Consider the following 22,474-nt stretch of genomic DNA (forward strand, 5'->3'; position numbering starts at 1 on the left):
AGGCGGCGGCATTGCCAATGAATTTAGTGCCTGACACACCGCTTTCGCGGCCTCGCCGGGGCTCGACGGCTCCCACAAGGGGGGCTTTGTCTCACCCGGAGCATTCAGTCATGTTGGCGTTGCGCGTGGTTCGGAGAGCGAATGGCTCAGCGCCTGCTGAACGCCAGCCGCGCGGCAAACAACACGAAGATCACGCCGGTGGTGCGGTCCATCCACTGGATGACTTGCTCGCGGCGCAGAAAGCCGGACAGTTGCTGCGTGGCGCCGATCAGCACCAGCGACCACAGCAGCCCGAGCACCACGTGGATGCTCACCAGGCCGAATGTCCAGGCGATCAGCGAATGCCCTTGCGGAATGAATTGCGGCAGGAAGGACACGTAGAAAATTCCCACCTTGGGGTTCAGCACATTCCCCAGCATGCCCTTGATAAACCAGTTGCCGCCGGGTTTCGCTTCGGGCGAAGCCGGCGCCAGTGAGCGACGTGGACGCAGCAGCATGTTCAAGCCCAGCCAGGCCAGGTAGGCCGCGCCACAGTACTTGAGCAGGTTGAATGCCACCTCGGACACCGCAATCAACGCGCCCAGGCCGAAGGCCACCGCCGCGCCCCACAGCAGGCAACCGGCGTTGATTCCCAGGGTGGCCTGCAGCGCCTGGCGTTTGCCTTCTACCGTGTGCGGTGTCGAGCCCGGGCGTGAGCGTCAGCAGGGTGGCGGCGAAGGTAAAGGCGATGAGGTTATCGGCAATGGACATGGCGAGGGGCTTCATGAGGGCGCGTGGGGGGACGTTACCTCAAGCAGGTCCAGGTCGCAAAGGCGTGGGTAGCTTCTGGGGGATAGCGCTGCTGGGGTGGGGGGCTTGTCGAGTCGTTGCACTGCTCGAGTTGGGCTGCGCAGGGGCCGTAATCAAGCAGAATGTGCAATGTCAGGCGAGGGTATTGGGGCTGCTGCGCAGCCCAACGCGGGACAAGCCCGCTCGCCACAGGGGGCGCCTTTGCCACATGAAGGTCCTTTTGCCATAGGAAGGTCCTTTACCACAGAGGGCGCCTTTGCCATAGGAGGGTCCTTTGCCCAGGGCTTCCTATGCCACAGGAATGTCCTATGCCCCCATCGCACTCAGCGGTTGAAGCGTTCAACCAAGGCGTATTGGGTGGACGCGGTATGGGTCAGTTCCTTGCTCAGGTCCGTGGATTGATGGGCTTGGATCGAGGTCTGGTCGGCCAGTTCGGCGATGGTGGTGATGTTGCGGCTGATCTCCTCGGCGACCGCGCTTTGTTCCTCGGTCGCGGCGGCGATCTGGGTGGTCATGTCGGTGATATGCGACACCGCTTCGCTGATGCCCACCAGTGCCTGGTCCGCTTCCAGCACCCAGGCCACGCCTTCCTCGGCCTGGCGCTGGCCGTGTTGCATGCTTTGCACGGCATTGTTGGAAGATGCCTGCAACTGAGTGATCAACGCGTGGATCTGGGTGGTTGATTGCGTGGTGCGCTGGGCCAACTGGCGTACTTCGTCGGCCACCACCGCGAAACCACGGCCCATGTCGCCGGCGCGCGCGGCCTCGATCGCGGCGTTGAGCGCGAGCAGGTTGGTTTGGTCGGCGATGCCCTTGATCACATCCACCACGCTGCCGATTTCGTCACTGTCCTTGGCCAACTGCGCCACGGTGACGCCCGTCTCGCCGACCACGGCAGACAGGCGCTCGATGGCTTCGCGGGTATCGCGCGCCACTTCGCGGCCACGCCCGGTCAGCACGTTGGCTTGCTGGGTGGCATCGGCGGTGCGTTGCACGTGGCTGGCGACTTCCTGGGTGGTCGCGGCCATCTGGTTGACGGCGGCCGAGACCTGCTCGGTTTCGACGCGTTGACGGTCCAGGCCGTTGGAGCTGGCCGTGGCCAATTGATCGGATTGGCCGGCGAGGGCGCTGAGCTGTTCGGCGCTGTCCTGCAGGCGGGTCAGGCACGTCTTCAGGCGTGCAGTCTGGCTGAGAAACGCGGTTTCCAAACGGGCTTGAGGCCCGCGTGCGTCACTGTACATCTGCGCGATCAAGGCATCCGAGGTCGACGGCTCGACACCCGCCAGCAGGCGCAAGGTGCTGCCCTGGCGAACGCGCGAGCACAGCACACCCACCGGCACTGCGACCGCCACGGCCACCGCGATAGCCAGCGGTGCACTGAGGAACAACCCGGCAACGCTGCCGGCAACGGCGGTCGCCACATAGGGCACGCAGCTCAAGGCCACCGGCAGCCAGGCATCCTGGCGCGGCACGCCTGGCTTGCCTTGGCTGATACGCCGGTACAGCGCCTCGGCGCGACGGATTTCATCGGCGCTGGGTTTGACCCGCACCGACTCGAAACCCACCACATTGGCACCTTCGAAGATGGGGGTGACATAGGCGTTGACCCAATAATGGTCGCCATTTTTCGCACGGTTCTTGACGATGCCCATCCAGGGCAGGCCTTGCTTGAGTGCGCTCCACATGTGCGCGAACACGGCGGGGGGGACATCGGGGTGACGCACGATGTTTTGCGGCGCGCCGATCAGGTCGGCGCGGTTGAATCCGCTGATGGCGACAAAGGCATCGTTGCAGTAAGTGATCACACCCCGGACATCGGTGGCGGAGATGAGTTTTTGCGAAGACGCGAGTGAAATCTCGCGTTGTGTAACAGGCTGGTTGTTGCGCATTCCGACTACTCCCTGGTTGCACTCAGTCCATCGGCGCCAACTGCCAAAAGGTTAATGCACATTCGACAATTCGCCAGCCACTGGTCAAAAGCCTGAAACTTCCCGGTGAAACACTTCATAATGGCGGCCATTTTTATATAGCCCGTTATTCTGGTGTGCCCGCATGGAAATCAAGGTCAACTTTCTCGACAATCTCCGGCTTGAAGCCAAGTTCGATGATTTCACGGTCATTGCCGACCAGCCTATTCGCTACAAGGGCGATGGCTCGGCGCCGGGGCCTTTCGATTACTTCCTGGCGTCATCGGCATTGTGCGCGGCGTACTTTGTGAAGTTGTATTGCCAGACGCGCAATATCCCCACCGACAATATTCGCCTGTCGCAGAACAACATCGTCGACCCGGAAAACCGCTATAACCAGATCTTCAAGATCCAGGTTGAATTACCCGCCGATATTTCCGACAAAGATCGCCAGGGCATCCTGCGTTCCATCGACCGTTGCACCGTGAAGAAAGTCGTGCAGGCCGGTCCCGAGTTTGTGATCGAGGAAGTCGACAACCTCGACGCCGACGCCCAGGCGTTGTTGATGCCTGGCGTGGGCACCGAAGCCGGCACCTATATCGCCGGCAAGGACCTGCCGCTGGAGCAGACCATCGCCAACATGTCGGCGATCCTCGCCGGCCTGGGGATGAAGATCGAGATCGCGTCGTGGCGCAATATCGTGCCCAACGTTTGGTCGCTGCATATCCGCGATGCGCATTCGCCGATGTGCTTCACCAATGGCAAGGGCGCGACCAAAGAGGGCGCACTGGCCTCGGCGCTGGGCGAATTCATCGAGCGGCTCAACTGCAACTTCTTCTACAACGACCAGTTCTGGGGCGAAGAGCTGGCCAACGCGCCATTCGTGCATTACCCGGACGAACGCTGGTTCCAGCCGGGTCGCAAGGATGAGCTGCCGAGCGAAATCCTCGATGCCTACTGCCTGAAGATCTACAACCGCGACGGCGAGTTGCGCGGCTCGCACCTGTACGACACCAACTCCGGCAATGAAGCACGTGGCATCGTTTCGCTGCCCTTCGTGCGCCAGTCGGACGGCGAAGTGGTGTACTTCCCCTCCAACCTGATCGAAAACCTCTACCTCAGCAACGGCATGAGCGCCGGCAACACCCTGGCCGAAGCCCAGGTGCAGTGCCTGTCGGAGATCTTCGAGCGCGCGGTGAAACGCGAAATCATCGAAGGCGAATTCGCCCTGCCGGATGTGCCGGCCGAGGTGCTGGCGAAATACCCGAGCATCCTCGCCGGTATCCAGGGCCTGGAAGCCCAGGGCTTCCCCGTACTGGTCAAGGACGCGTCCCTGGGCGGTGAATTCCCGGTGATGTGCGTGACCCTGATGAACCCGCGCACCGGCGGCGTATTCGCCTCGTTCGGCGCACACCCGAGCCTGGAAGTCGCGCTGGAGCGCAGCCTCACCGAGCTGCTCCAGGGCCGCAGTTTCGAAGGCTTGAACGATCTGCCCCAGCCGACTTTCGAAGGCCACGCAGTGACCGAGCCGAACAACTTCGTCGAGCACTTCATCGACTCCAGCGGCGTGGTCTCGTGGCGCTTCTTCAGTGCCCAGTCGGACTACGAATTCGTCGAGTGGGACTTCTCCGGCCAGGGGGAAAACTCCAACGCCGAAGAAGCCGCGACGCTGTTCGGCATTCTGGAAGGTATGGGCAAAGAGTCCTACATGGCGGTGTACGAACACCTCGGCGCCACGGCCTGCCGCATCCTGGTGCCTGACTACTCGGAAATCTACCCGGTGGATGACCTGATCTGGGACAACACCAACAAGGCGCTGTTTTTCCGCGCCGATATCCTCAACCTGCACAGCCTCGACGACGAGGCGCTGCAGGCACTGGCCGAGCGCCTGGTGGAAAGCGAGCTGGACGACTACACCGACATCACCACCTTGATCGGCATCGAGTTCGACGACAACACCGCGTGGGGCCAGTTGACCATCCTGGAACTGAAACTGCTGATCTACCTCGCCCTCAAGCAGTACGAAGAGGCCAAGGAGTGCGTGGAGATGTTCCTGCAGTACAACGACAATACCGTCGAACGTGGGTTGTTCTACCAGGCGGTGAACGCGGTGCTGGAGATGGAACTGGACGAAGACCTGGAGCTGGCGGATTACGAAGCCAACTTCCGCCGCATGTTTGGCAATGAGCGAATGGACGCGGTGATCGGCTCGGTCGAGGGCAGCGTGCGCTTCTACGGGCTGACGCCCACCAGCATGAAGCTGGAAGGGCTGGACCGGCATCTGCGCCTGATCGACAGCTACAAGAAACTGCACAGCGCACGGGCCAATGTAACGTCAAGCTGATGGACTTATGTGGGAGCTTGGCCGGCGATTGCATCACCGCGAAGCACCTGGTGCACCGCGGTGTCTGCATCGCCGGCCAAGCTCCCACAAAGGCTCGTTTCTTCGGTTAGATCTGCGCCAACGCCTGGGCCAGGTCGGCGCGCAAATCCTCCACATCCTCGACCCCCACCGACAACCGCACCAACCCATCGCCGATCCCCAACTGCGCGCGCGTGGCGGCGGGGATGCTGGCGTGGGTCATGATCGCCGGGTGCTCGATCAGGCTCTCCACGCCGCCGAGGCTTTCGGCCAGGGCGAAGATCTTGACGTTCTCCAGGAAGCGCGTGGCGCCCGCCAGGTCGCTGTTGAGGTCCACCGAGATCATCCCGCCAAACCCACGCATCTGTTTGCGCGCCAGTTCATGCTGGGGGTGGGACGTGAGCCCCGGATAGTACACCCGCGCCACTTGCGGTTGCTGTTCCAGCCAGGTGGCGAGGTCGAGGGCGTTGCTGCAATGGCGTTCCATGCGCAGCGCCAGGGTTTTCACGCCGCGCAGGGTCAGGAAGGCGTCGAAAGGGCCGGCGATGGCGCCGACCGAGTTCTGCAGGAAGCCCAGGCGTTCGGCGAGCGCGGGGTTGTCGCCGACGATGGCGATGCCGCCGATCACGTCGGAGTGGCCATTGAGGTATTTGGTGGTGGAGTGCACCACCACATCAAAGCCCAGCTCCAGCGGGCGCTGGATCCACGGGCTGGCGAAGGTATTGTCGGCCACGCAGATGATGTCGCGGTCGCGGCAGATACGTGCGATCGCGCTGAGGTCGGTGAGGCTCAGCAGCGGATTGCTCGGGGTTTCGACCCAGACCATGCGCGTGTCGTCCTGCAACGAGGCTTCGAAAGCCGACAGGTCACTCAGGTCGACAAAGCTGAAACGATGCCCGGCGCTGCGTTGGCGCACTTTGTCGAATAAACGGAAGGTACCGCCGTACAAGTCATTGCCGGAGACGATATGAGCGCCGGCGTCGAGCAGTTCCAGCACGGTGGAAATCGCCGCCAGCCCGGACGCGAAGGCAAACGCCTGGCTGCCGCCTTCGAGGTCGGCGACGCAGCGTTCCAGGGCAAAGCGCGTGGGGTTGTGGGAGCGGCCATAGTCGAAGCCCTTGTGTACGCCGGGGCTGTCTTGCAGGTAGGTGGAGTTGGCGTAGATCGGCGGCATCAGCGCGCCCGTAGTCGGGTCGGGTGATTGCCCGGCGTGGATCACACGGGTGGCAAATGCACTTTTATCGGGCTGACTCATACAAGGGATCTCCGCAGGTGGTTAAGCAGGTCGACGCGCGTGATCAGACCGTGGAAGCCCGAGGCGTCGGCGATTATGGCGACCAGGCCGCGATCCAGTTCCGCCTGCAGTTCGGCGAGGCTGGCGCTGGGAGCCAGGGTCTGCAGGTGATCGGTCATGGCGCTGGCGACGACCATGGAAAAATCTGCCGCGTCGTGATGCAGGCCGAGCAGGATGTCGGACTCGTCGATGACGCCGACCAGGGTCTGGCCGTCGACCAGTACCGGCAGTTGCGAGACATCCGCCAGGCGCATGCGCTGGAAGGCGGTGAGCAGGGTGTCGTCGGGGCTCACGCTGATCACGCGGCCATCTTCGAAGCGCCGCGCGATCAGGTCGCGCAGGTCGCCGTAGTGTTTGTATTGCAACAAGCCGGCGTCGTTCATCCACTGGTCGTTGTAGACCTTCGACAGGTAGCGCGTGCCGGTGTCGCACACAAAGGTCACCACGCGCTTGGGTTCGGTCTGTTCGCGGCAATAGCGCAGGGCGGCGGCGAGCAGGGTGCCGGTGGAGGAACCGCCGAGAATGCCCTCGGCCTTGAGCAGTTGGCGCGCGTGGTCGAAGCTTTCTTCATCGCTGATGGAGTAGGCGTGGCGTACGCTGGAGAGGTCGGCAATCGAGGGGATGAAGTCTTCGCCGATGCCTTCCACGGCCCAGGAACCGGGAGTTTCCAGCTGGCCGCTGCGGCTGTATTCGGCCATCACCGAGCCCACCGGGTCTGCCAGGACCATTTCCAGTTCCGGTTGGACGCGCTTGAAGAAGCGGGTCAGGCCGGTGAGGGTGCCGGCCGAGCCGACGCCCACCACGATTGCGTCGACATCATGCTGGGTCTGCGCCCAGATTTCCGGCGCTGTGCTGGTTTCGTGGGCCAGGGGGTTGGCCGGGTTGTTGAACTGGTCGGCAAAGAATGAACCGGGAATATCCTTGGCCAGGCGCGCGGCCACGTCCTGGTAGTACTCGGGGTGGCCCTTGCCCACGTCGGAGCGGGTGATATGCACTTCGGCGCCCATGGCCTTGAGGTGCAGCACCTTTTCCGTGGACATCTTGTCGGGCACCACCAGTACCACCCGATAGCCCTTCGCCCGGCCGACCAGCGCCAGGCCCAGGCCAGTGTTGCCGGCGGTGGCCTCGATAATGGTGCCACCTTCGCGCAGGCGGCCGTCGCGTTCGGCGGCGTCGATCATGGCCAGGCCGATGCGGTCCTTGATGGAGCCGCCGGGATTCTGTGATTCAAGTTTGAGAAAGAGTGTGCAGGGGCCGGTATCGAAACGGCTGACCCGAACCAGCGGCGTATTGCCGATCAGCTCGAGGACGGCGGGGCGGGAAAGCGTGGGCATGTCTTCACCTGATTGCGAATGGGATGGACAGCAAAATGCACGGCATGGCTTGGAACATAGGCCGGTATCGGGCGGGTCGCAACCGCACGGTCCGCTGAATGTCTTTTTTTGGCGCATGGGCGATGGGTGGGTGCGCTATCAGCGGGCAGGGTTTGAGTGCATGTCCGCGCATTCATTGGGTTTCGAGGTTGGCCTGGGGTTTGCTTCCACTTATTCAAACTTGGATACAAGATGGAGTTTCCCATGCACAACGCGTTTGGCTGGACCCTCGGCGAGTGGCTTGACGGCTACCGTAGCGGCAGCATCACCCCGGATATTCTGCTGACTCTCGCGGCTGAGTACCCCGGCGATGACAACGCCTGGATCGCCCGTGCGACCCCGGCGCAGTTGACCGAACAACTGGCGCAGTTGAGCGCGCGCCTGGCGGCGGTGGACGGTGATATCACCCAGCTGGCGCTGTATGGCGTGCCATTCGCAATCAAGGACAATATCGATGCGGCCGGCTGGGAGACCACGGCGGCCTGTCCCGAATTTGCCTACACGGCGGCGCAGGATGCATCTGTAGTCCAACGGCTGCGCGAAGCCGGCGCGATCCTGATGGGCAAGACCAACCTCGATCAGTTCGCCACGGGCCTGGTGGGCACACGCTCGCCCTACGGCGCGGTGGGCAACAGCTTTGACGCGGATTACGTCAGCGGAGGCTCCAGCTCTGGCTCGGCGTCGGTGGTGGCGCGTGGGCTGGTGGCGTTTTCCCTGGGCACCGACACCGCAGGCTCCGGGCGCGTGCCGGCGGGGTTCAACAATATCGTCGGGTTGAAGCCGACCAAGGGCCGCCTGTCCAATACCGGGCTCGTGCCGGCGTGCCGCACCGTGGATTGCATCTCGGTGTTTGCGTTGACCGTCGAATGCGCCGAAAGCGTGATGCGCGTTGCTGAGGGCTACGATGCCAGCGACGCCTATTCGCGTGTGAACCCGCATACCGCACCGGTCGCGGTGGGGGCGGCGATCAAGCTGGCGATTCCGGCGAGCCTGGAGTTTTTTGGCGATACCCTCAACCAGGCGGTGTTTGAGCATGCGGTGCAAGGCTTCAAGGCCCTGGGCGCGGTGATCACCCCGGTGGACTTCAGCGCGTTCAAGGCCCTCGCGGACCAGTTGTATTTCGGCCCGTGGGTCGCCGAGCGTACCGTCGCCCTGGAACGCATGCTGGAGCAGCAACCGGAGGCGATCAACCCGGTGGTGCGCGGCATTGTCGAGAGTGGCCGCCAGTACAGCGCGTGCGACGCCTACAAGGCTGAATACTTGCGGGCCGAGCTGAGCCGGCGCATCAACGACACGCTGGCGGGTTTCGACGCGTTGCTGGTGCCCACGTCGCCAACCCTTCGCACCCAGGCGGAAATGGCCCAGGAGCCGGTGCGCTACAACTCGCAGTTCGGCTATTACACCAACTTCACTAACCTCGCCGACCTGTCGGCCCTGGCGCTCCCGGCGGGCCTGCGCAGCGATGGGTTGCCCAGCGGTATTACCTTGCTGGCACCGGCCTGGCACGACACGGCCTTGGCCCACCTGGGCAAACGCTGGCAGGCCAGCCTGGACCTGCCCTTGGGCGCCACGGAACGTTATTTGCCCGCGCCGGCCACCGCGCTGCAGGCGCCTGGCAGCGTGCGGGTGGCGGTAGTGGGCGCGCACCTGACCGGCATGCCGCTGAACGTGCAACTGACCTCGCGCAACGCGGTGTTGGTAGAGCAAACCCTGACGGCCGACAACTATCGGCTCTATGCCCTGCCGGGCACCGTGCCGCCCAAGCCTGGGCTGGCCAGGGCAGACAGCGGGCGTGCAATTGTTGTCGAGCTGTGGGATATGCCGATTGCGCGCTTCGGTGAATTCGTCGCCGAGATCCCGGCGCCCTTGGGAATCGGCAATCTGCTGCTGGCGGATGGGCGCAGCGTCAAAGGTTTTATCTGCGAGCCCTGGGCCCTGGCCGACGCCCTTGACATCACCGAGTTTGGCGGCTGGCGCGCCTTTATTGCGAGCCGGGGGTAGGCATGCAACTGGCGACGATGACAACCGCCAAGCCACGACCGGACAGCCTGGCTGAACAGGTCTATGCGCAGCTCAAGGCGGATATTTTCGAGTTCCGCCTGCTGCCGGGCGATCGCTTCAGCGAAGGTGACGTGGCCATGCGCATGCAGGCCAGCCGTACCCCGGTGCGCCAGGCGCTTTATCGCCTGGAGAAGGAAGGGTACGTGCAGGTGTATTTTCGCAGCGGCTGGCAGGTCAAGCCGTTCGACTTCGCGTATTTCGAAGAGCTGTATGACGTGCGCATTGTGCTGGAACTGGCAGCGGTCAGCCGCTTGTGCGCGATGGACGAACCGAGCCCTGTATTGCAGGCCTTGCAGGCGATCTGGCAGGTAGAAGCCGGGGAGCGTTTGCAGGACACCCAGGCCGTCTCGGCGCTGGATGAGCGTTTTCATTGTGACCTGGTGCATGCCACGGGCAACGGTGAAATGGCGCGTATGCATTACGCCATCACGGAAAAAATCCGCATCATCCGCCGGCTCGACTTTACCCAGGCGTCACGCATTGCGGCGACGTACGAGGAGCACGGGCAAATCCTTGCGGCCATCCTGCAACGCCAGACCGATCAGGCGCAGCACCTGCTCAAGCGCCATATTGAACTGAGTAAACAGGCCGTGCGCGAGATCACGCTGCACAGGTTGCATATGGCGAGGCAGGGTTGAGGTTCTGAATCAGGCTGAGCTGTTGTGGCGAGTGGGCAGATTGTGGCAAGTGAGTTTTTTGTGGCAAGCAGGCTTTGTTGTGGTGAGCGCGCTTGTTGTGGCGAGCGGGCTTGCCCCGCGTTGGGCTGCGAAGCAGCCCCAGTCCGCCAGATGCGGTGTGTCAGGCAATTCTCGGTGGATGGTTTTGGGGCTGCTGCGCAGCCCAACGCGGGGCAAGCCCGCTCACGACAAAAAAGCCCGCAAACCACAAAAAAAGCCCACTCACCAGAAAAATGCGGGCCCTGGCACCAAGAGGCCTGTTTACCAGCGCTTATGCGCGAACCCCTGGAAGCTCGCGCAACCGTGTCACCACCGCCTCGCTGGCCTGTTGCATCGGCGCGCGCAGCTCGTCGATGATCAAACCTTCAAGGGCCAGCGCTGCCTTCACCGGTGCCGGGTTGGGCTCCATGAACATCGTGTTGATCAACGGCACCAATCCCAAAAACGTCGTCCGGGCCTCGGTCAGTTGGTTATCGCGCACCTGCTGCCACAGCGCCACAAACTCTGCGGTACGCACATGCGCCGATGCCGCAATCGCACCGCTGGCACCCAGGCACAGCGCATTGAAGATCTGGATATCCTCGCCGCACAACACATCCACCGCACCACTGGCCAGCAGCGCCAGGGTGGTCTCCAGGTTGCCGCCGCAATCCTTGATCGCCACGATGCGTTCGTGCGCAACGATGTTGAGCAAGGTTGCCTGCTCGAAGGTCACGCCGGTGCGGTAGGGAATGTCGTAGAGAATGATCGGCGCGCTGGACGCGTCGGCCACTGTGCGAAAGAACGCCTCAAGGCCGGCCTGGGACGGGCGGATGTAGCTCGGCGCGGGCACCAGCAGGCCAGCCACCGGGCGCTTGAGGACCTCGCCCTGGAACTGCAGCAGTTCACCCTGGTTATTGCCCGCCAGGCCCATTACCACGCGGTGCGCCGGCACCCATTGCAACACCGCATCGAGCACGGCCAATTGTTCCGCCCGGCTCAGCGACGCCGCTTCGCCGGTGGTGGTACACACCATGATTCCGGCTACGTGCTGTTCCAGCAGGTGGCTGACCAGCCGGTGCAGGCCGATGAAATCGATGGCGCCGTCATGGAACGGCGTGACTACGGGAACCCAGATACCTTGAAACGAGGACATGCATTTTCTCCTGATGATTGACCGCTTGAGTCACCGTCAGAAGGGCATGGGCAATTGTGCAATGGGGGAGGGAGTCCGTCGCGCTCAATGTCCTGTCAGCTCATCTGACGGGACAGCGCGCCCCGGTCACATGAGCGACTGTTTCTTCGATTTGAGGGCGTGCGCAACGCAACCTTGCGCCTTGGCAATCAAGCCAATGACGGAAAGGTTAACGGAGGACATTGCGGACATTGACTGACACACCCTGAATAAGGCCTCCATCTTCATGGAATATTACAGGGTGTGTCAACGATGTTTATTCGGCGCTGTTATTCGAATCGATCGATGCGCGAATCGGAGTAGAAAAACTCATTCTTGTCCGTGCTGGACTCGTGGAAATACGCATAGTCGGTCAGGTAGAACAGGTGGTTGACGCGGTTGTACTTGTCGTCGTCGGTACGGCACGACAAGGCCTTGGCGCTGCCCAGCAGCTTGGGATTGAGTTCACTCGCCGGCAATTCGCGCTCGACCACGCAGCGCGTGACCTGTTGCTTGTTGTAGCTGCCGAGCAAGCTGTTGAGGGTCGAGCGGTTGATCTCGTAGACCACCGTGTCGCCGACCGGCAGTTCCTTCCAGTTACCGGTGAGGCTCAGCTGGGTCAGCGTCGAGCTTTCGGCCATGCTCGAGAAGGTCGACTTGGACACCAGTTCGATCAGGTTGCGCCAGCTCACCGACTGCGACTCGTAGCCATCGCCACGCAGGGCGATCGCCTGCTGGCCGCTCGCCGCGTCCTGGCTGATGAACTGCTCGATGGTCGAATTGCTGGTCTTGCCTTTCATGGTCGAGGTGCCGGTGAAGTGCACGTACTTCAGGGTCCGCGCCGGCTTGTCCTGCTTGAACGGCGCCAACGCGGCGAGGACTTGTGGCTGCACCGAGGTCAAGGCGATGTTGGCCGGCGCTTTCAGGCGCGGCTTGAACACCGGCAGTGCGGCGATTTTCTCTGGGGTGGCGCAGACATGCTTGAACAGCAACTCGTAGTCGTCATTGCTGCCGGCCATTGCGCGTGGCGTCGGGAAGCTGTCGACGCGGCCGTCGCTGACGCGATTGCGTGCGTCCAGGTCATACCCGGCCAGTTCCTTGTAGGTGCCGTTTGCGCAGGACACCGCAAAGTGCTCGCGTTTTTGCGCGTACGGCGCATCGTAGGGCAGGTCGTTGAGTACCGTGGGGTTATCGAACGCCGCCCAGAAGCGGGTTTCACCCTGCACGGTCTTGACGCTGGCGGCGTCGATCAGCACCCAGTTATCGCGATCGTCGCTCTTGACCAGGCGCCAGTCAGGCTTGGGCGTCTCGGCACAGGCACGCACGAAGGTCGGGTTGGCGGCCAACTTTGCATACAGGTCGGCGGACAGCTCGCGCGCTTTGCTGTAGCGCCCGGCTTTCAGCGGATAGACACGCTGCGAGCCGTCGATGTACAGCAGGTACAGTTGTGGCGACGAGCACGCGGCTTCGAACTGCATGGTAGGGCGCATGCCGGTTTTGAATTCCGGCATCAGCAATTCGAAACTCAGCAGGTCGCCTTCGCGCACGATGCTGTTCTCGACCAGCGGTTGGCCCAAGGTAACGGCGAACATTTGGTCGACTCTGTTGGCCTGGGTGGCGCAACCGGACAAGGTGGCAATGCCACCGGCAAGCAATAGGGAAGTTAAAACGCGCACAAGAGCCTCATTGAGTCCATTCGGGGATGTAAGGGTGACGGCAGGGGAGTGTCAATCTTTAAGGTTATCGCATCGGGGCCTCAGGGACCTAACCCCAAGGCCCGCCGTTGCTTAGCCCTTGATGGCGGCTTCAATGGCGGCAATGTCGATTTTGGTCATGGTCATCATCGCGTCGAAGGCACGCTTGGCGATCTTCTGGTCCGGATTGGAGACGGCGGCGGTCAATACCCTCGGCGAGATCTGCCACGACAGCCCCCATTTGTCCTTGCACCAACCACAGACGCTGGCCTGGCCGCCGTTGTCGATGATTGCATTCCAGTACCGGTCGGTTTCCGCCTGATCATCGGTGGCCACCTGAAACGAAAACGCCTCGGAGTGCGTGAAGATCGGGCCGCCATTCAGGCCGATGCACGGGATGCCCATCACCGTGAACTCCACGGTCAGCACATCACCCTGCTTGCCGGAAGGGTAGTCGCCGGGTGCCAGGTGCACGGCATCGACCGTGCTGTCCGGGAAGGTGCTGGCATAGAAGCGGGCAGCCTCCTCGGCGGCGCCGTGGTACCAGAGGCAGAGGGTGTTCTTGCGTTTCATGGTCGGTCTCCACAGGTGACGGGTGTATGGAGTCTAGACGCCGAGCTGCGCTTCGATAGCCGCCTTGTCGATCACCGACCATACGTGCGCAAACCGGCCGTCGAGCACTTCATAAAACACGTTTTCATCGAATTTCACCTGCCGGCCATTGATCGGCAGCCCGAAGAATTCGCCCCTGGGCGTGACGTTGAAATTCAGCCGGCTGGCCACCGTGGGCGGGTCGGCGACCAGCAGTTGGATGCGAAATACCAGGTCGGGGATTTCACGGAAGTCACGCTCCAGCATCGCGCGGTAACCGTAGAGGCCGACCCGTGTGGCGTTGTAGGTCACGTCCGGGTGGACGAAGTCGCCCAGGCGATCCCAGTCCTGCTGGTTGAGGCAGTCAATGTAGCCTCGGTAAAGGTCGGCGAGTTCGTTGCGGGTCATGCGCAGGCTCCTCGGTCAAAAGCGCTCGTCCAGGATCGCCGGCAGGGTGATGTCCTTGACGAAACTGGCGGAAGACAGACTCAGCGTCATGCGCACCACCTGCACCACATCGTGCACGGGGATCGAGTGGCCTTCACCGCGTTGCTCGGCCACCGCACGCGGTGTGCTCAAGGGGTCTTCGGTGTTGAGGTAGCCGAGGTTCAGGCAGGTGACGCCCAGGCGTTGCTGGCGATAGCCTTCACGCAAGGCATCGGCGATACCGCGCAAGGCGAACTTGGAAGCTCCGAAGGCAACTTCAGGCCGACCACTTTGCGGCAGGCCGGAAGTGGAGCCGGTCAGGATGATGCGTGGATTTTTGCTCTTCAGCAGCACCGGCAACAGCCGCTTGATCAGCAGGATCGTCGAGGTGATGTTGCAATTGACGATGGCTTCCAACTGGTCATCGTCGTCAGCCAGGAACGCGTAAGCCGGGTCAAACGCCAGTGCCTCCCAGATGCCGAGGTTGTAGATCAGCGTGTCCAGGCCGTCATCGGCTATTGCGTCTGCGATGACCTGCGCTGCCTTGGCCGGCTCCGCGAGGTTGGCCTCGACCCAGCGCACCTGCACGCCGGCCCGTTGCTCCAGGTGTCCGGGATGGGAGCGGGACACGCCGATCAGCGTGTCCCCAGGCTCACCAAGCCCCTCGATCAGGGCCTTGCCCAACCCTTTGCTTGCACCGACCACCATGGTTTTCATTGAGTGTCTCCTTGACAGGGAAATCCGCTGAGGCGAGCAAGCTTACGCCCGACGCGCCATCAACAACACCGTCGCCGCTGCCGACAACAGCCCTGCGCAGCAACGATTGAAGATCCGCTTGCCGCGTGGCTCGGCGAACCAGCGCCGCATATGCAGGCCCATATAGGCGTAGGCGCTGATAGCAATCCATTCGAGCATCAGGAACAACGCACCCAGCAGCGCAAATTGCGGCGTGATCGGCTGCCCCGGCACCACGAACTGCGGGAGGAACGCGGTGAAGATCAAAATTGCCTTCGGATTACCGGCCGCGACCAGAAACTCCTGGCGCGCCAACGCCCACAATCCCACCTTGGCCGCGGTCGATTGCGCCTCTGCCTCGGGATTCGCCCGCCACAGCTGAAACGCCAGGTAGAACAGATACGCAGCGCCCACGATCTTGATTGCGTAGAACAACAACTCCGAGGTTTGCAGCACCACCGCAAGGCCGGCGGAGGCGAGGGCGATCATGCCGGCGAAGGCCAGCAAGCGGCCGATCCCCGCGAGGCACGAGGTGCGGTAGCCGTAGCGGGTGGAGTTGCTCACGGACAGCAGGTTGTTCGGGCCAGGCGCCATGTTCAGGGCGAAGCAGGCAGGGATGAAAAGGGCGAGGGTGGCGAGGTCCATGGCGGCTCCGGTTCTCGGGTCTGGGGAAAAGGAGGATAACGGCAGTCGGTGCGGTTGAGCCAGCGCAAGGGCAACCGTCGCAGACGCTCACACCTCGGTGTGCGTGGCGAGGTTGCAATATTGTCCTTTGAAATACAGCAATGGCTGCGTGGCAGCGGTCGCTTGCAGGTTCAACGCTTTCACTTCACCGATCACGATCAGGTGGTCACCTGCGGCGTATTCGGCGTGAATTTCGCAATCAAGCCAGTGCAGGCTGCCGCCAAGGAGCGGATTGCCCAGCGGCGATGCCTGCCATTCGACGCCGTGCCATTTGTCAGTGCCGCGGCGAGCGAACTGGTTGGAAATCGTGACTTGCTCACCGGACAGGATATTCACGGCGAACCGACCGGCCTGGCGGATTCTGGGGTAGCTGGCCGAACTCGACATCACGCTGAAAGACACCAACGGTGGGCTCACCGACACGCTGTAGAACGACTGGCAAGTGAAGCCAATGGGCTCGCCATCCACGTATGAAGTAATCACGGTGATACCGGATGCGTAGTGCCCGAGCGCTTCGCGAAAGCTCAATGGCTCGATAGCCATGTTGGCGAGTGACATGGTAGGTCCTGGATAAGGGCGGCAGCTTGATCGTAGTGAGAAAAGCCTGGGGGCGACTGGATGTTTGGCGGGCTGCAGGCTTCAGGGAGTCTTTTTCAGAATCTCCCTGAAACTTTCACCGGCCTGGATCACCCAGCCTATGGCTGGAGCCGTGAACTCACGCGTTCAAGAGTTCTCGTCGAACGATTTCTGCGCCTGCACTGAGCGCGTTCAGTTTGCCTCTCGCTACGCGACGCGGTAGGGGCGCCATGCCGCAGTTGGTGCACGGATAGAGCTTGTCGGCATCGACAAACTGCAGGGCTTTGCGCAGGGTGTTGGCGACTTCCTCGGGTGTCTCAATGGTGTCGGTTGCCACGTCGATGGCGCCGACCATCACCTTTTTACCCCGGATGAGTTCAATCAACTCCATCGGGACATGAGAGTTGTGACATTCCAGCGAGATGATGTCGATGCTGGATTTTTGCAGCTTGGGGAAGGCCTCTTCATATTGACGCCATTCCGAGCCCAGGGTCTTTTTCCAATCGGTATTGGCCTTGATGCCGTAGCCATAGCAAATATGCACAGCGGTTTCGCACTTGAGGCCTTCGATGGCCCTTTCCAGGGTTGCCACTCCCCAATCGTTGACTTCGTCAAAGAAAACGTTAAAAGCGGGCTCGTCGAATTGAATAATGTCGACGCCAGCTGCTTCCAGTTCCCTGGCTTCCTGATTGAGGATTTTGGCGAATTCCCACGCGAGTTTTTCGCGACTCTTGTAGTGGTTGTCATAAAGCGTATCGATCATGGTCATCGGGCCTGGCAACGCCCACTTGATCGGTTGCTGGGTCTGCTGGCGCAGAAACTTGGCATCTTCAACAAACACCGGCTTTTGGCGGCTCACCGCGCCCACCACCGTCGGCACGCTCGCGTCATAACGATCACGAATCCTGACTGTCTCGCGTTTCTCGAAATCTACGCCGCTGAGGTGCTCGATGAACGTCGTGACGAAATGTTGGCGCGTCTGCTCACCGTCACTGACGATGTCAATGCCGGCGTGTTGTTGCTCTTGCAGCGCCAAGCGCAACGCATCCTGCTTGCCCTCGATCAATGCCTCATCCTGCAGCTTCCAGGGTGACCACAGTGTCTCCGGTTGTGCGAGCCAGGAGGGTTTCGGCAAGCTGCCAGCCGTGGAGGTGGGTAACAATTTTTTCATTCGGGATAACCTTGTATTGGCTGAGTCAAAGCGCGCAGTTGGCGGACCATTGTTCAAGAATGGCGTGGTACGGCTTGATGAAGTTCTCTTCAACAAACTGGCCCTGCTCAATCGCCAGTCGGCTACGTTCCTCACGGTCATAAACAATGCGCGTCAAGGAGTAGTCCTGGTGCTTCAAGCTCGGTTGATAGGACTTTCCGGCAGCAGAGTTCGCGTTGTAGATCTCGGGCCGGTAAATCTTCTGGAACGTGTCCATCGTGCTGATAGTGCTGATAAGTTCAAGGTTGGTGTAATCACCCAGCAGGTCGCCGGAAAAATAAAACGCCAACGGCGCAACACTGTTTGATGGCATGAAATAACGGACTTTTAAACCCATCTTCCTGAAATAGTCATCGGTCAAGGAGTGTTCATCTTGCTGATATTCAACCCCAAGTACCGGGTGCTGGTTTTCAGTCCGGTGATAAGTCTTGGTGTTTGAAACGCTCAGGCATATCACCGGCGGTTTATTGAAGTTGTCCTTGTAGGTGCTGGAGTTCACGAAGTATTTGAAGAGCTTGCCGTGCAAGTCTCCGAAATTCTCTGGCGTGCCAAAGGTGGGCTGATGCTTGTTGTGGTCCAGCAGCACCACGCTGAAATCATAGTCGCGCACGTAGGAAGAGAAGTTGTTGCCTACGATGCCGTCGATGCGCTCGTTGGTGTTCAGGTCGACGATGGTGGTTTTCAATACTTCAATCAGCGGAATGGCACGGCTACTGTGTTCGACATCAATACCCATTTCAACCGAGATGATTTCAAGTTCAACGGTGTAACGATCGCCTTTGGGATTGTCCCAGTGCGCGAGGGCATTGAAGCGATTGTCAATCATCCTTAGTGTATTGCGCAGGTTCTCTTGACGACTCTGGCCCCGGGCCAAGTTGGCGAAATTAGTGGTGATGCGTGTATTTTCCGAGGGGTGATAGTGCTCGTCGAAGCGAAGGCGCTTAAGCGTAAATGTAAACTCGTTGTTCATTTTGATCTGACACCCTGATGCCTGAGATAAAACCCGACGACATGAAATGCACTGATGAGTGCTATTCCGCCGGCCTGTTGGTTTTGGCTCAGTAGTCTTTATATGATCTGTCTTAGAGGTGTAGTTTAGGCCGGGGGTTAGAGTTAGAGATAATGAATTGATTTCACTGAAGCGTTAGCCCTCCTCATGATGGGGTGGGTGGGTTCAGAGTTGATATCTTCAGTGCCTGACAGGGCCTCTTCGCAGCCTCGCTGGGGCTCGACAACTCCCACAGGGGATTGGGGTTGTTTGTGGGGTTGGGGTTGGCCTGATTGTGGGGCGGCGCCTGGGATTTTTCTCATGGGGCGGGATAGTCTGCTGATAAAACGCAAGCCCCCTGTGGGAGTTGTCGAGCCCTAGCGAGGCTGCGAAGGCGGACTCACAGTCGACATCTCTATCGGCTGACAGGGCCTCTTCGCAGCCTCGCTGGGGCTCGACAACTCCTACAGGGGATTGGGGTTGGCTGTGGGGTTGTGGTTGGCTTAGCGCGAGAGCAGCGGCGCGGGGGCTTTTTCCTGTGGGCCTACATCATGCAGGGAAATCCGCGAGGTCTCCGGCAGTGCCAGTCCGCCGGCCAGCGCGAGCAATGCCACGGCAATCAGGTAGAACGCCGGTGACAGGTTGCTGCCGGTGGTGCTGATCAGCCAGGTTGCCATCAACGGCGCGGTACCGCCGAAGATCGTGTACGCCATGTTGTAGGTGATCGCCGAAGCGGTGTAGCGCGTGCGGGTCGGGAAGGTCTCCGAGAGCAAGGCGGCGGTGACCACGCCGCACAGCACGGCGCCGACCGCGAGCAACATCACCCCGACCACCGAGGCTGCGAACGAGCCGGAGCTGGCCATCAGGAACGACGGATACACCACCACGATCAACAGCGCACAGGCGGTCATCACCGTGACCCGGCGCCCCACCCGGTCGGAGTACAGCCCGGCCAGCGGGCAAATCGCCGCGGCGAAAATCAGCGCAATCAGCGACACCAGCAACGCCATCGCCCGACTCAGTCCGCCGGCCACTTGCAGATACGTCGCGAAGTAGGTGGTGAACATATAAAACGACAGCGCCGTGAGTGACACAAAAGCGCCCAGGCAGCAGATCGCCGCACCATGGTTGCGCAAGGTTTCCTTGAGCGGGGAGTGGGCTACCGCATGCTCCTGCTTGACGGCCTGGAAGGCGGGCGTCTCATCCAGCTTCCAGCGCAGGTAAAGCCCCACCAGCCCCAGCGGCGCCGCGATCAGGAACGGCAGGCGCCAGCCCCAACTGCCCATCGCTTCGGCGGACAACGACGCCTCCAGGGCGTAGGCCACCACGGCGGCGGCAGCGAACGCGGAAAACGTCGACACCGGCACGAAGCTGCCGTACCAGGCGCGCTTGTCACTGGGCGCGTGTTCCATCAGATAGGCGCAGGCCCCGGCGTATTCGCCGCCAGCGGAGAAACCCTGGGCGCAGCGGATCAGCGACAGCAGAATCGGCGCTGCAACGCCGATGGCGGCGTAAGTCGGGAGCAGGCCGATCAAGGTGGTGGCACCGGCCATCAGCAGGATCGTCATGGCCAGCGTGCGTTTGCGCCCGATGCGGTCGCCGAGCATGCCGAAGAACACCCCGCCCAGGGGCCGGAAAGCGAACGCCACGGCGAATACCGCGAAGGTCTTGAGCAGCGCGGCGCTGGTATCGCCGCTGGGGAAGAATTGTTGCGCGATGGTGGTGGCGAGGAAGCCGTAGACGGCGAAGTCGAACCACTCGACGAAGTTACCGATGCCGGCGGCGATGATGACCTTTCGCAGGGTGTGGGGGCTGACCTGTTCGGTGGAGGGGCTCGTCATGGGGGAAGGCCTCGGGATGGGATCGGGGATGCTTGATTATCGGGGGCGGGGCTTGGGCGGCGGGGCTCAAAAGAGTCGTCCGCGTAGTCAACAGCGACGTGTCGACGGAGGAGAAGGCAGGAATTGGGCCAGGTGCAGCGGGGGGACTATCGATGGGCGAGGCTGGATGATGTTGACGCGCAGGCGTGACGAAAAAAACGGCCTGTGTCGATCTGACAACACACGCCGTTCAGGACTGCATCAAGCCTTACGCGGCCTTGGCGACAGGCTGCGCAGACTTGCGATACGTCAGCAGCACAATCCCGGTTACCACGATGACGCCACCGGCGATCTGCCCGGCGCTGAGCATTTGATCGAGCACGATCCAGCCCATCAGCAGTGTCGCCAGCGGCTCGATGTTCATCACCGGCGCGTTTCGCGGCATATCCAGGCGCGGCACCGAAATGAACAACACGATGAAGCCCGTGCCGTAGAGCACGACCAGTGTGGCGAGCGCCAGCCAGCCGGTGCTGGTTGCCGGCAGGTTGAGGCCGTCGGCGAGGGCACCACTCACGCCGGCAAGGTTGACGCTACTGAACACGATGAAGATCGTCAGCAGGCTACGCACGGAACCGCGTACCTGCGACAACTTGTGGTCGGTGATCCATAGGGCGCAGGCGAATACAAAGGCGGCGCAGAACGCCAGGGTGACACCGAGCAGCCATTGCGGGCCGATCTCTGCGCTGGCTGAGAGGCGCCCGGGCACGTCCAGCACGAACACCAGGCCCACCAGGATCAAACCCATCAGCAGTGCGGTGCGAGCAGTGGGGCGCGGGCCGCCGAATGCCCAGGTGAGCAGCGCGAGCAAAATCGGAAAGACATTCGCCACCAGTAACGCCAGCGCGACCGGCACGCGGGCGACGGCCGAGTACAGGCACAGGCTTTGAGTGGCGATGAGCAGGCCCAGCAGCACTTGCCAGCGCCATGCACCGGACGGCAGGCGCAGGCTTTGGCGTTGCCATAGCACCAGCACGGCGAGTACCAACAAGGTGCCGCCCGAGCGCATCAGAATCGCCAGCAGCACGCCGGCCCCATCATCAAACGCCACGCGAGCGGCAATGTGGTTGCCGGCAAAGGCGCAGCCCATACAGAGCAGAATCAACACGGCGATGTGCCGCGAGAACAGGGCAGGCGTGGTTTGAATGGGGGCAGGCGCAGTCATGATAGGGGCTCGAACAGTGGGCGCCGTCATCGGGGATGGCGATTTATTGTTAGGACGTCGTACAACTTGATGGGGCTTTGTAACGTGTTTGTCGCGAAGGTGCAAGGATGTCGTTTTATTCAATCAGGGTGGATTTAGGCTATCGTGCGGGCCTCGAAATCGATGTGTCTCCAGGGAGGAAAAATGCGCGTTTACATCACCGGTGCCTCGTGCGCGGGCGTGACCACGCTGGGCCAGAACCTCGCAGCGCGGCTGGGCGTGCTCCATGTCGATGTCGATGATTTTTACTGGATGCCCACGGACCCACCGTTCACCACCAAGCGTGCCGCGCCTGAGCGCGTGTCATTGATGCAGCAAAGACTCGGCGACGAAGACTGGGTGCTGACGGGCTCGTGTATGAACTGGGGCGACGAATTGATCACCCAGGTCGAGCTGATCGTCTTCGTGGACACTGCAACGCCAGTCCGCCTTCAACGCCTGGCCGCGCGTGAACAGCAACGCTTTGGCGACCGAATCGCACCCGGCGGCGACATGCACGCGATCCATGTGGCCTTTCGCGAATGGGCCTCGCAGTACGACGATCCGCACTTTGGCGGCCGCAATCGAGCCTGGCACGCGCGATGGCTGGCCAGTCAAAGCGCTGCGGTGCTGCAGGTTGACGGGACCCACAGCACCGACAGCCTGGTGGCGCAGGTCATTGAGGCGTTGTCGCTGCGCCTGGCTCCTGATTAACGCACGATTGAGTTTCCAGCGGCAGCCACCTCAGCCGTGCGGGCCTGGGAGCGCGTTGCGCGCACGGCGGTCACCAGCGCCACGCCGTGAGCACCCGGTGTGACGCATGGCGCTGCAGGCATGCGCGCTCGCTGATAACGGCCGAAATAGCCTGGCAATGCTCGATCCTTTCGGGGGCCT

Annotated in this window: 18 protein-coding genes and 2 pseudogenes; 4 read left to right on the top strand and 16 right to left on the bottom strand. The window is 61.6% G+C overall.

Features of this window, described 5'->3' with window-relative positions:
• Positions 1-146: 146 nt before the first annotated feature.
• The 3 genes and pseudogenes from AC07SI_RS02930 to AC07SI_RS02940 all read right to left on the bottom strand — a co-directional run.
• Positions 147-750, bottom strand: a pseudogene (locus AC07SI_RS02930) (LysE family translocator).
• Between the two features lie 362 nt (positions 751-1,112).
• Positions 1,113-2,147 (bottom strand): methyl-accepting chemotaxis protein, encoded by a 1,035-nt coding sequence (locus AC07SI_RS02935; RefSeq protein WP_495005353.1) that lies wholly within the window; start codon positions 2,145-2,147, stop codon positions 1,113-1,115.
• Between the two features lie 264 nt (positions 2,148-2,411).
• A pseudogene (locus AC07SI_RS02940) lies at positions 2,412-2,678 on the bottom strand (PAS domain-containing protein); the annotation flags it as partial.
• A gap of 163 nt (positions 2,679-2,841) precedes the next feature.
• Between AC07SI_RS02940 and AC07SI_RS02945 the strand changes: the two are divergent.
• Positions 2,842-5,040 carry an OsmC domain/YcaO domain-containing protein gene (locus AC07SI_RS02945; protein WP_106803682.1) on the top strand — a complete coding sequence of 733 codons (2,199 nt, stop codon included), beginning with the start codon at positions 2,842-2,844 and terminating at the stop codon, positions 5,038-5,040.
• A gap of 106 nt (positions 5,041-5,146) precedes the next feature.
• Here the strand turns inward: AC07SI_RS02945 and AC07SI_RS02950 are convergent, their stop codons facing one another.
• Both AC07SI_RS02950 and AC07SI_RS02955 read right to left on the bottom strand, forming a co-directional pair.
• Positions 5,147-6,313 carry a cystathionine gamma-synthase gene (locus AC07SI_RS02950; RefSeq protein WP_120448767.1) on the bottom strand — a complete coding sequence of 389 codons (1,167 nt, stop codon included), beginning with the start codon at positions 6,311-6,313 and terminating at the stop codon, positions 5,147-5,149.
• Positions 6,310-7,686, bottom strand: a complete 1,377-nt coding sequence (locus AC07SI_RS02955; RefSeq protein ID WP_106803684.1) for a pyridoxal-phosphate dependent enzyme — start codon at positions 7,684-7,686, stop codon at positions 6,310-6,312. The genes AC07SI_RS02950 and AC07SI_RS02955 overlap by 4 nt, the downstream gene beginning before the upstream one ends.
• Before the next feature lie 243 nt (positions 7,687-7,929).
• Between AC07SI_RS02955 and atzF the strand changes: the two genes are divergently transcribed.
• Positions 7,930-9,726, top strand: coding sequence for an allophanate hydrolase (gene atzF / locus AC07SI_RS02960; RefSeq protein ID WP_495005052.1), 1,797 nt, complete (start codon positions 7,930-7,932; stop codon positions 9,724-9,726).
• Positions 9,727-9,728: 2 nt separating this feature from the next.
• On the top strand, positions 9,729-10,424 hold the full coding sequence (locus tag AC07SI_RS02965) for a GntR family transcriptional regulator (protein ID WP_495005053.1): 696 nt from the start codon (positions 9,729-9,731) through the stop codon (positions 10,422-10,424).
• Between the two features lie 310 nt (positions 10,425-10,734).
• Here the strand turns inward: AC07SI_RS02965 and dapA are convergent, their stop codons facing one another.
• The 11 genes from dapA to AC07SI_RS03020 form a co-directional block, all read right to left on the bottom strand.
• Positions 10,735-11,598 (bottom strand): 4-hydroxy-tetrahydrodipicolinate synthase, encoded by an 864-nt coding sequence (gene dapA / locus AC07SI_RS02970; RefSeq protein ID WP_495005054.1) that lies wholly within the window; start codon positions 11,596-11,598, stop codon positions 10,735-10,737.
• Between the two features lie 308 nt (positions 11,599-11,906).
• Positions 11,907-13,208: a hypothetical protein gene (locus tag AC07SI_RS02975; RefSeq protein WP_495005055.1), complete on the bottom strand. Its 1,302-nt coding sequence runs from the start codon at positions 13,206-13,208 to the stop codon at positions 11,907-11,909.
• Between the two features lie 195 nt (positions 13,209-13,403).
• Complete coding sequence (locus tag AC07SI_RS02980) at positions 13,404-13,883, bottom strand: VOC family protein (RefSeq protein ID WP_213553048.1); 480 nt, start codon at positions 13,881-13,883, stop codon at positions 13,404-13,406.
• A gap of 33 nt (positions 13,884-13,916) precedes the next feature.
• Positions 13,917-14,309 carry an ester cyclase gene (locus AC07SI_RS02985; RefSeq protein WP_495005056.1) on the bottom strand — a complete coding sequence of 131 codons (393 nt, stop codon included), beginning with the start codon at positions 14,307-14,309 and terminating at the stop codon, positions 13,917-13,919.
• 15 nt (positions 14,310-14,324) lie between these two features.
• The gene (locus tag AC07SI_RS02990) at positions 14,325-15,044 is read right to left on the bottom strand and encodes an SDR family NAD(P)-dependent oxidoreductase (RefSeq protein ID WP_065908077.1); all 720 of its coding nucleotides are present in this window, start codon (positions 15,042-15,044) and stop codon (positions 14,325-14,327) included.
• A 42-nt stretch (positions 15,045-15,086) separates the two neighbouring features.
• Complete coding sequence (locus AC07SI_RS02995; RefSeq protein WP_495005057.1) at positions 15,087-15,707, bottom strand: LysE family translocator; 621 nt, start codon at positions 15,705-15,707, stop codon at positions 15,087-15,089.
• An 87-nt stretch (positions 15,708-15,794) separates the two neighbouring features.
• Positions 15,795-16,304: a flavin reductase family protein gene (locus AC07SI_RS03000; protein ID WP_495005058.1), complete on the bottom strand. Its 510-nt coding sequence runs from the start codon at positions 16,302-16,304 to the stop codon at positions 15,795-15,797.
• Between the two features lie 157 nt (positions 16,305-16,461).
• The gene (locus tag AC07SI_RS03005) at positions 16,462-17,493 is read right to left on the bottom strand and encodes a methionine synthase (RefSeq protein ID WP_065908082.1); all 1,032 of its coding nucleotides are present in this window, start codon (positions 17,491-17,493) and stop codon (positions 16,462-16,464) included.
• Positions 17,494-17,518: 25 nt separating this feature from the next.
• Positions 17,519-18,502 (bottom strand): DUF1852 domain-containing protein, encoded by a 984-nt coding sequence (locus AC07SI_RS03010; RefSeq protein WP_495005059.1) that lies wholly within the window; start codon positions 18,500-18,502, stop codon positions 17,519-17,521.
• A gap of 521 nt (positions 18,503-19,023) precedes the next feature.
• Positions 19,024-20,361, bottom strand: a complete 1,338-nt coding sequence (locus AC07SI_RS03015) for an MFS transporter (protein WP_065908086.1) — start codon at positions 20,359-20,361, stop codon at positions 19,024-19,026.
• A gap of 247 nt (positions 20,362-20,608) precedes the next feature.
• On the bottom strand, positions 20,609-21,562 hold the full coding sequence (locus tag AC07SI_RS03020; protein WP_262135224.1) for an EamA family transporter: 954 nt from the start codon (positions 21,560-21,562) through the stop codon (positions 20,609-20,611).
• A 183-nt stretch (positions 21,563-21,745) separates the two neighbouring features.
• Here AC07SI_RS03020 and AC07SI_RS03025 point away from each other — a divergent pair, with 183 nt between their 5' ends.
• A complete protein-coding gene (locus tag AC07SI_RS03025) occupies positions 21,746-22,294 on the top strand; it encodes a P-loop NTPase family protein (protein WP_495005060.1) in 549 nt (182 codons plus the stop codon).
• The last annotated feature ends 180 nt before the right edge of the window (positions 22,295-22,474 follow it).

This window comes from Pseudomonas sp. GW821-FHT05D12, from assembly GCF_059419825.1.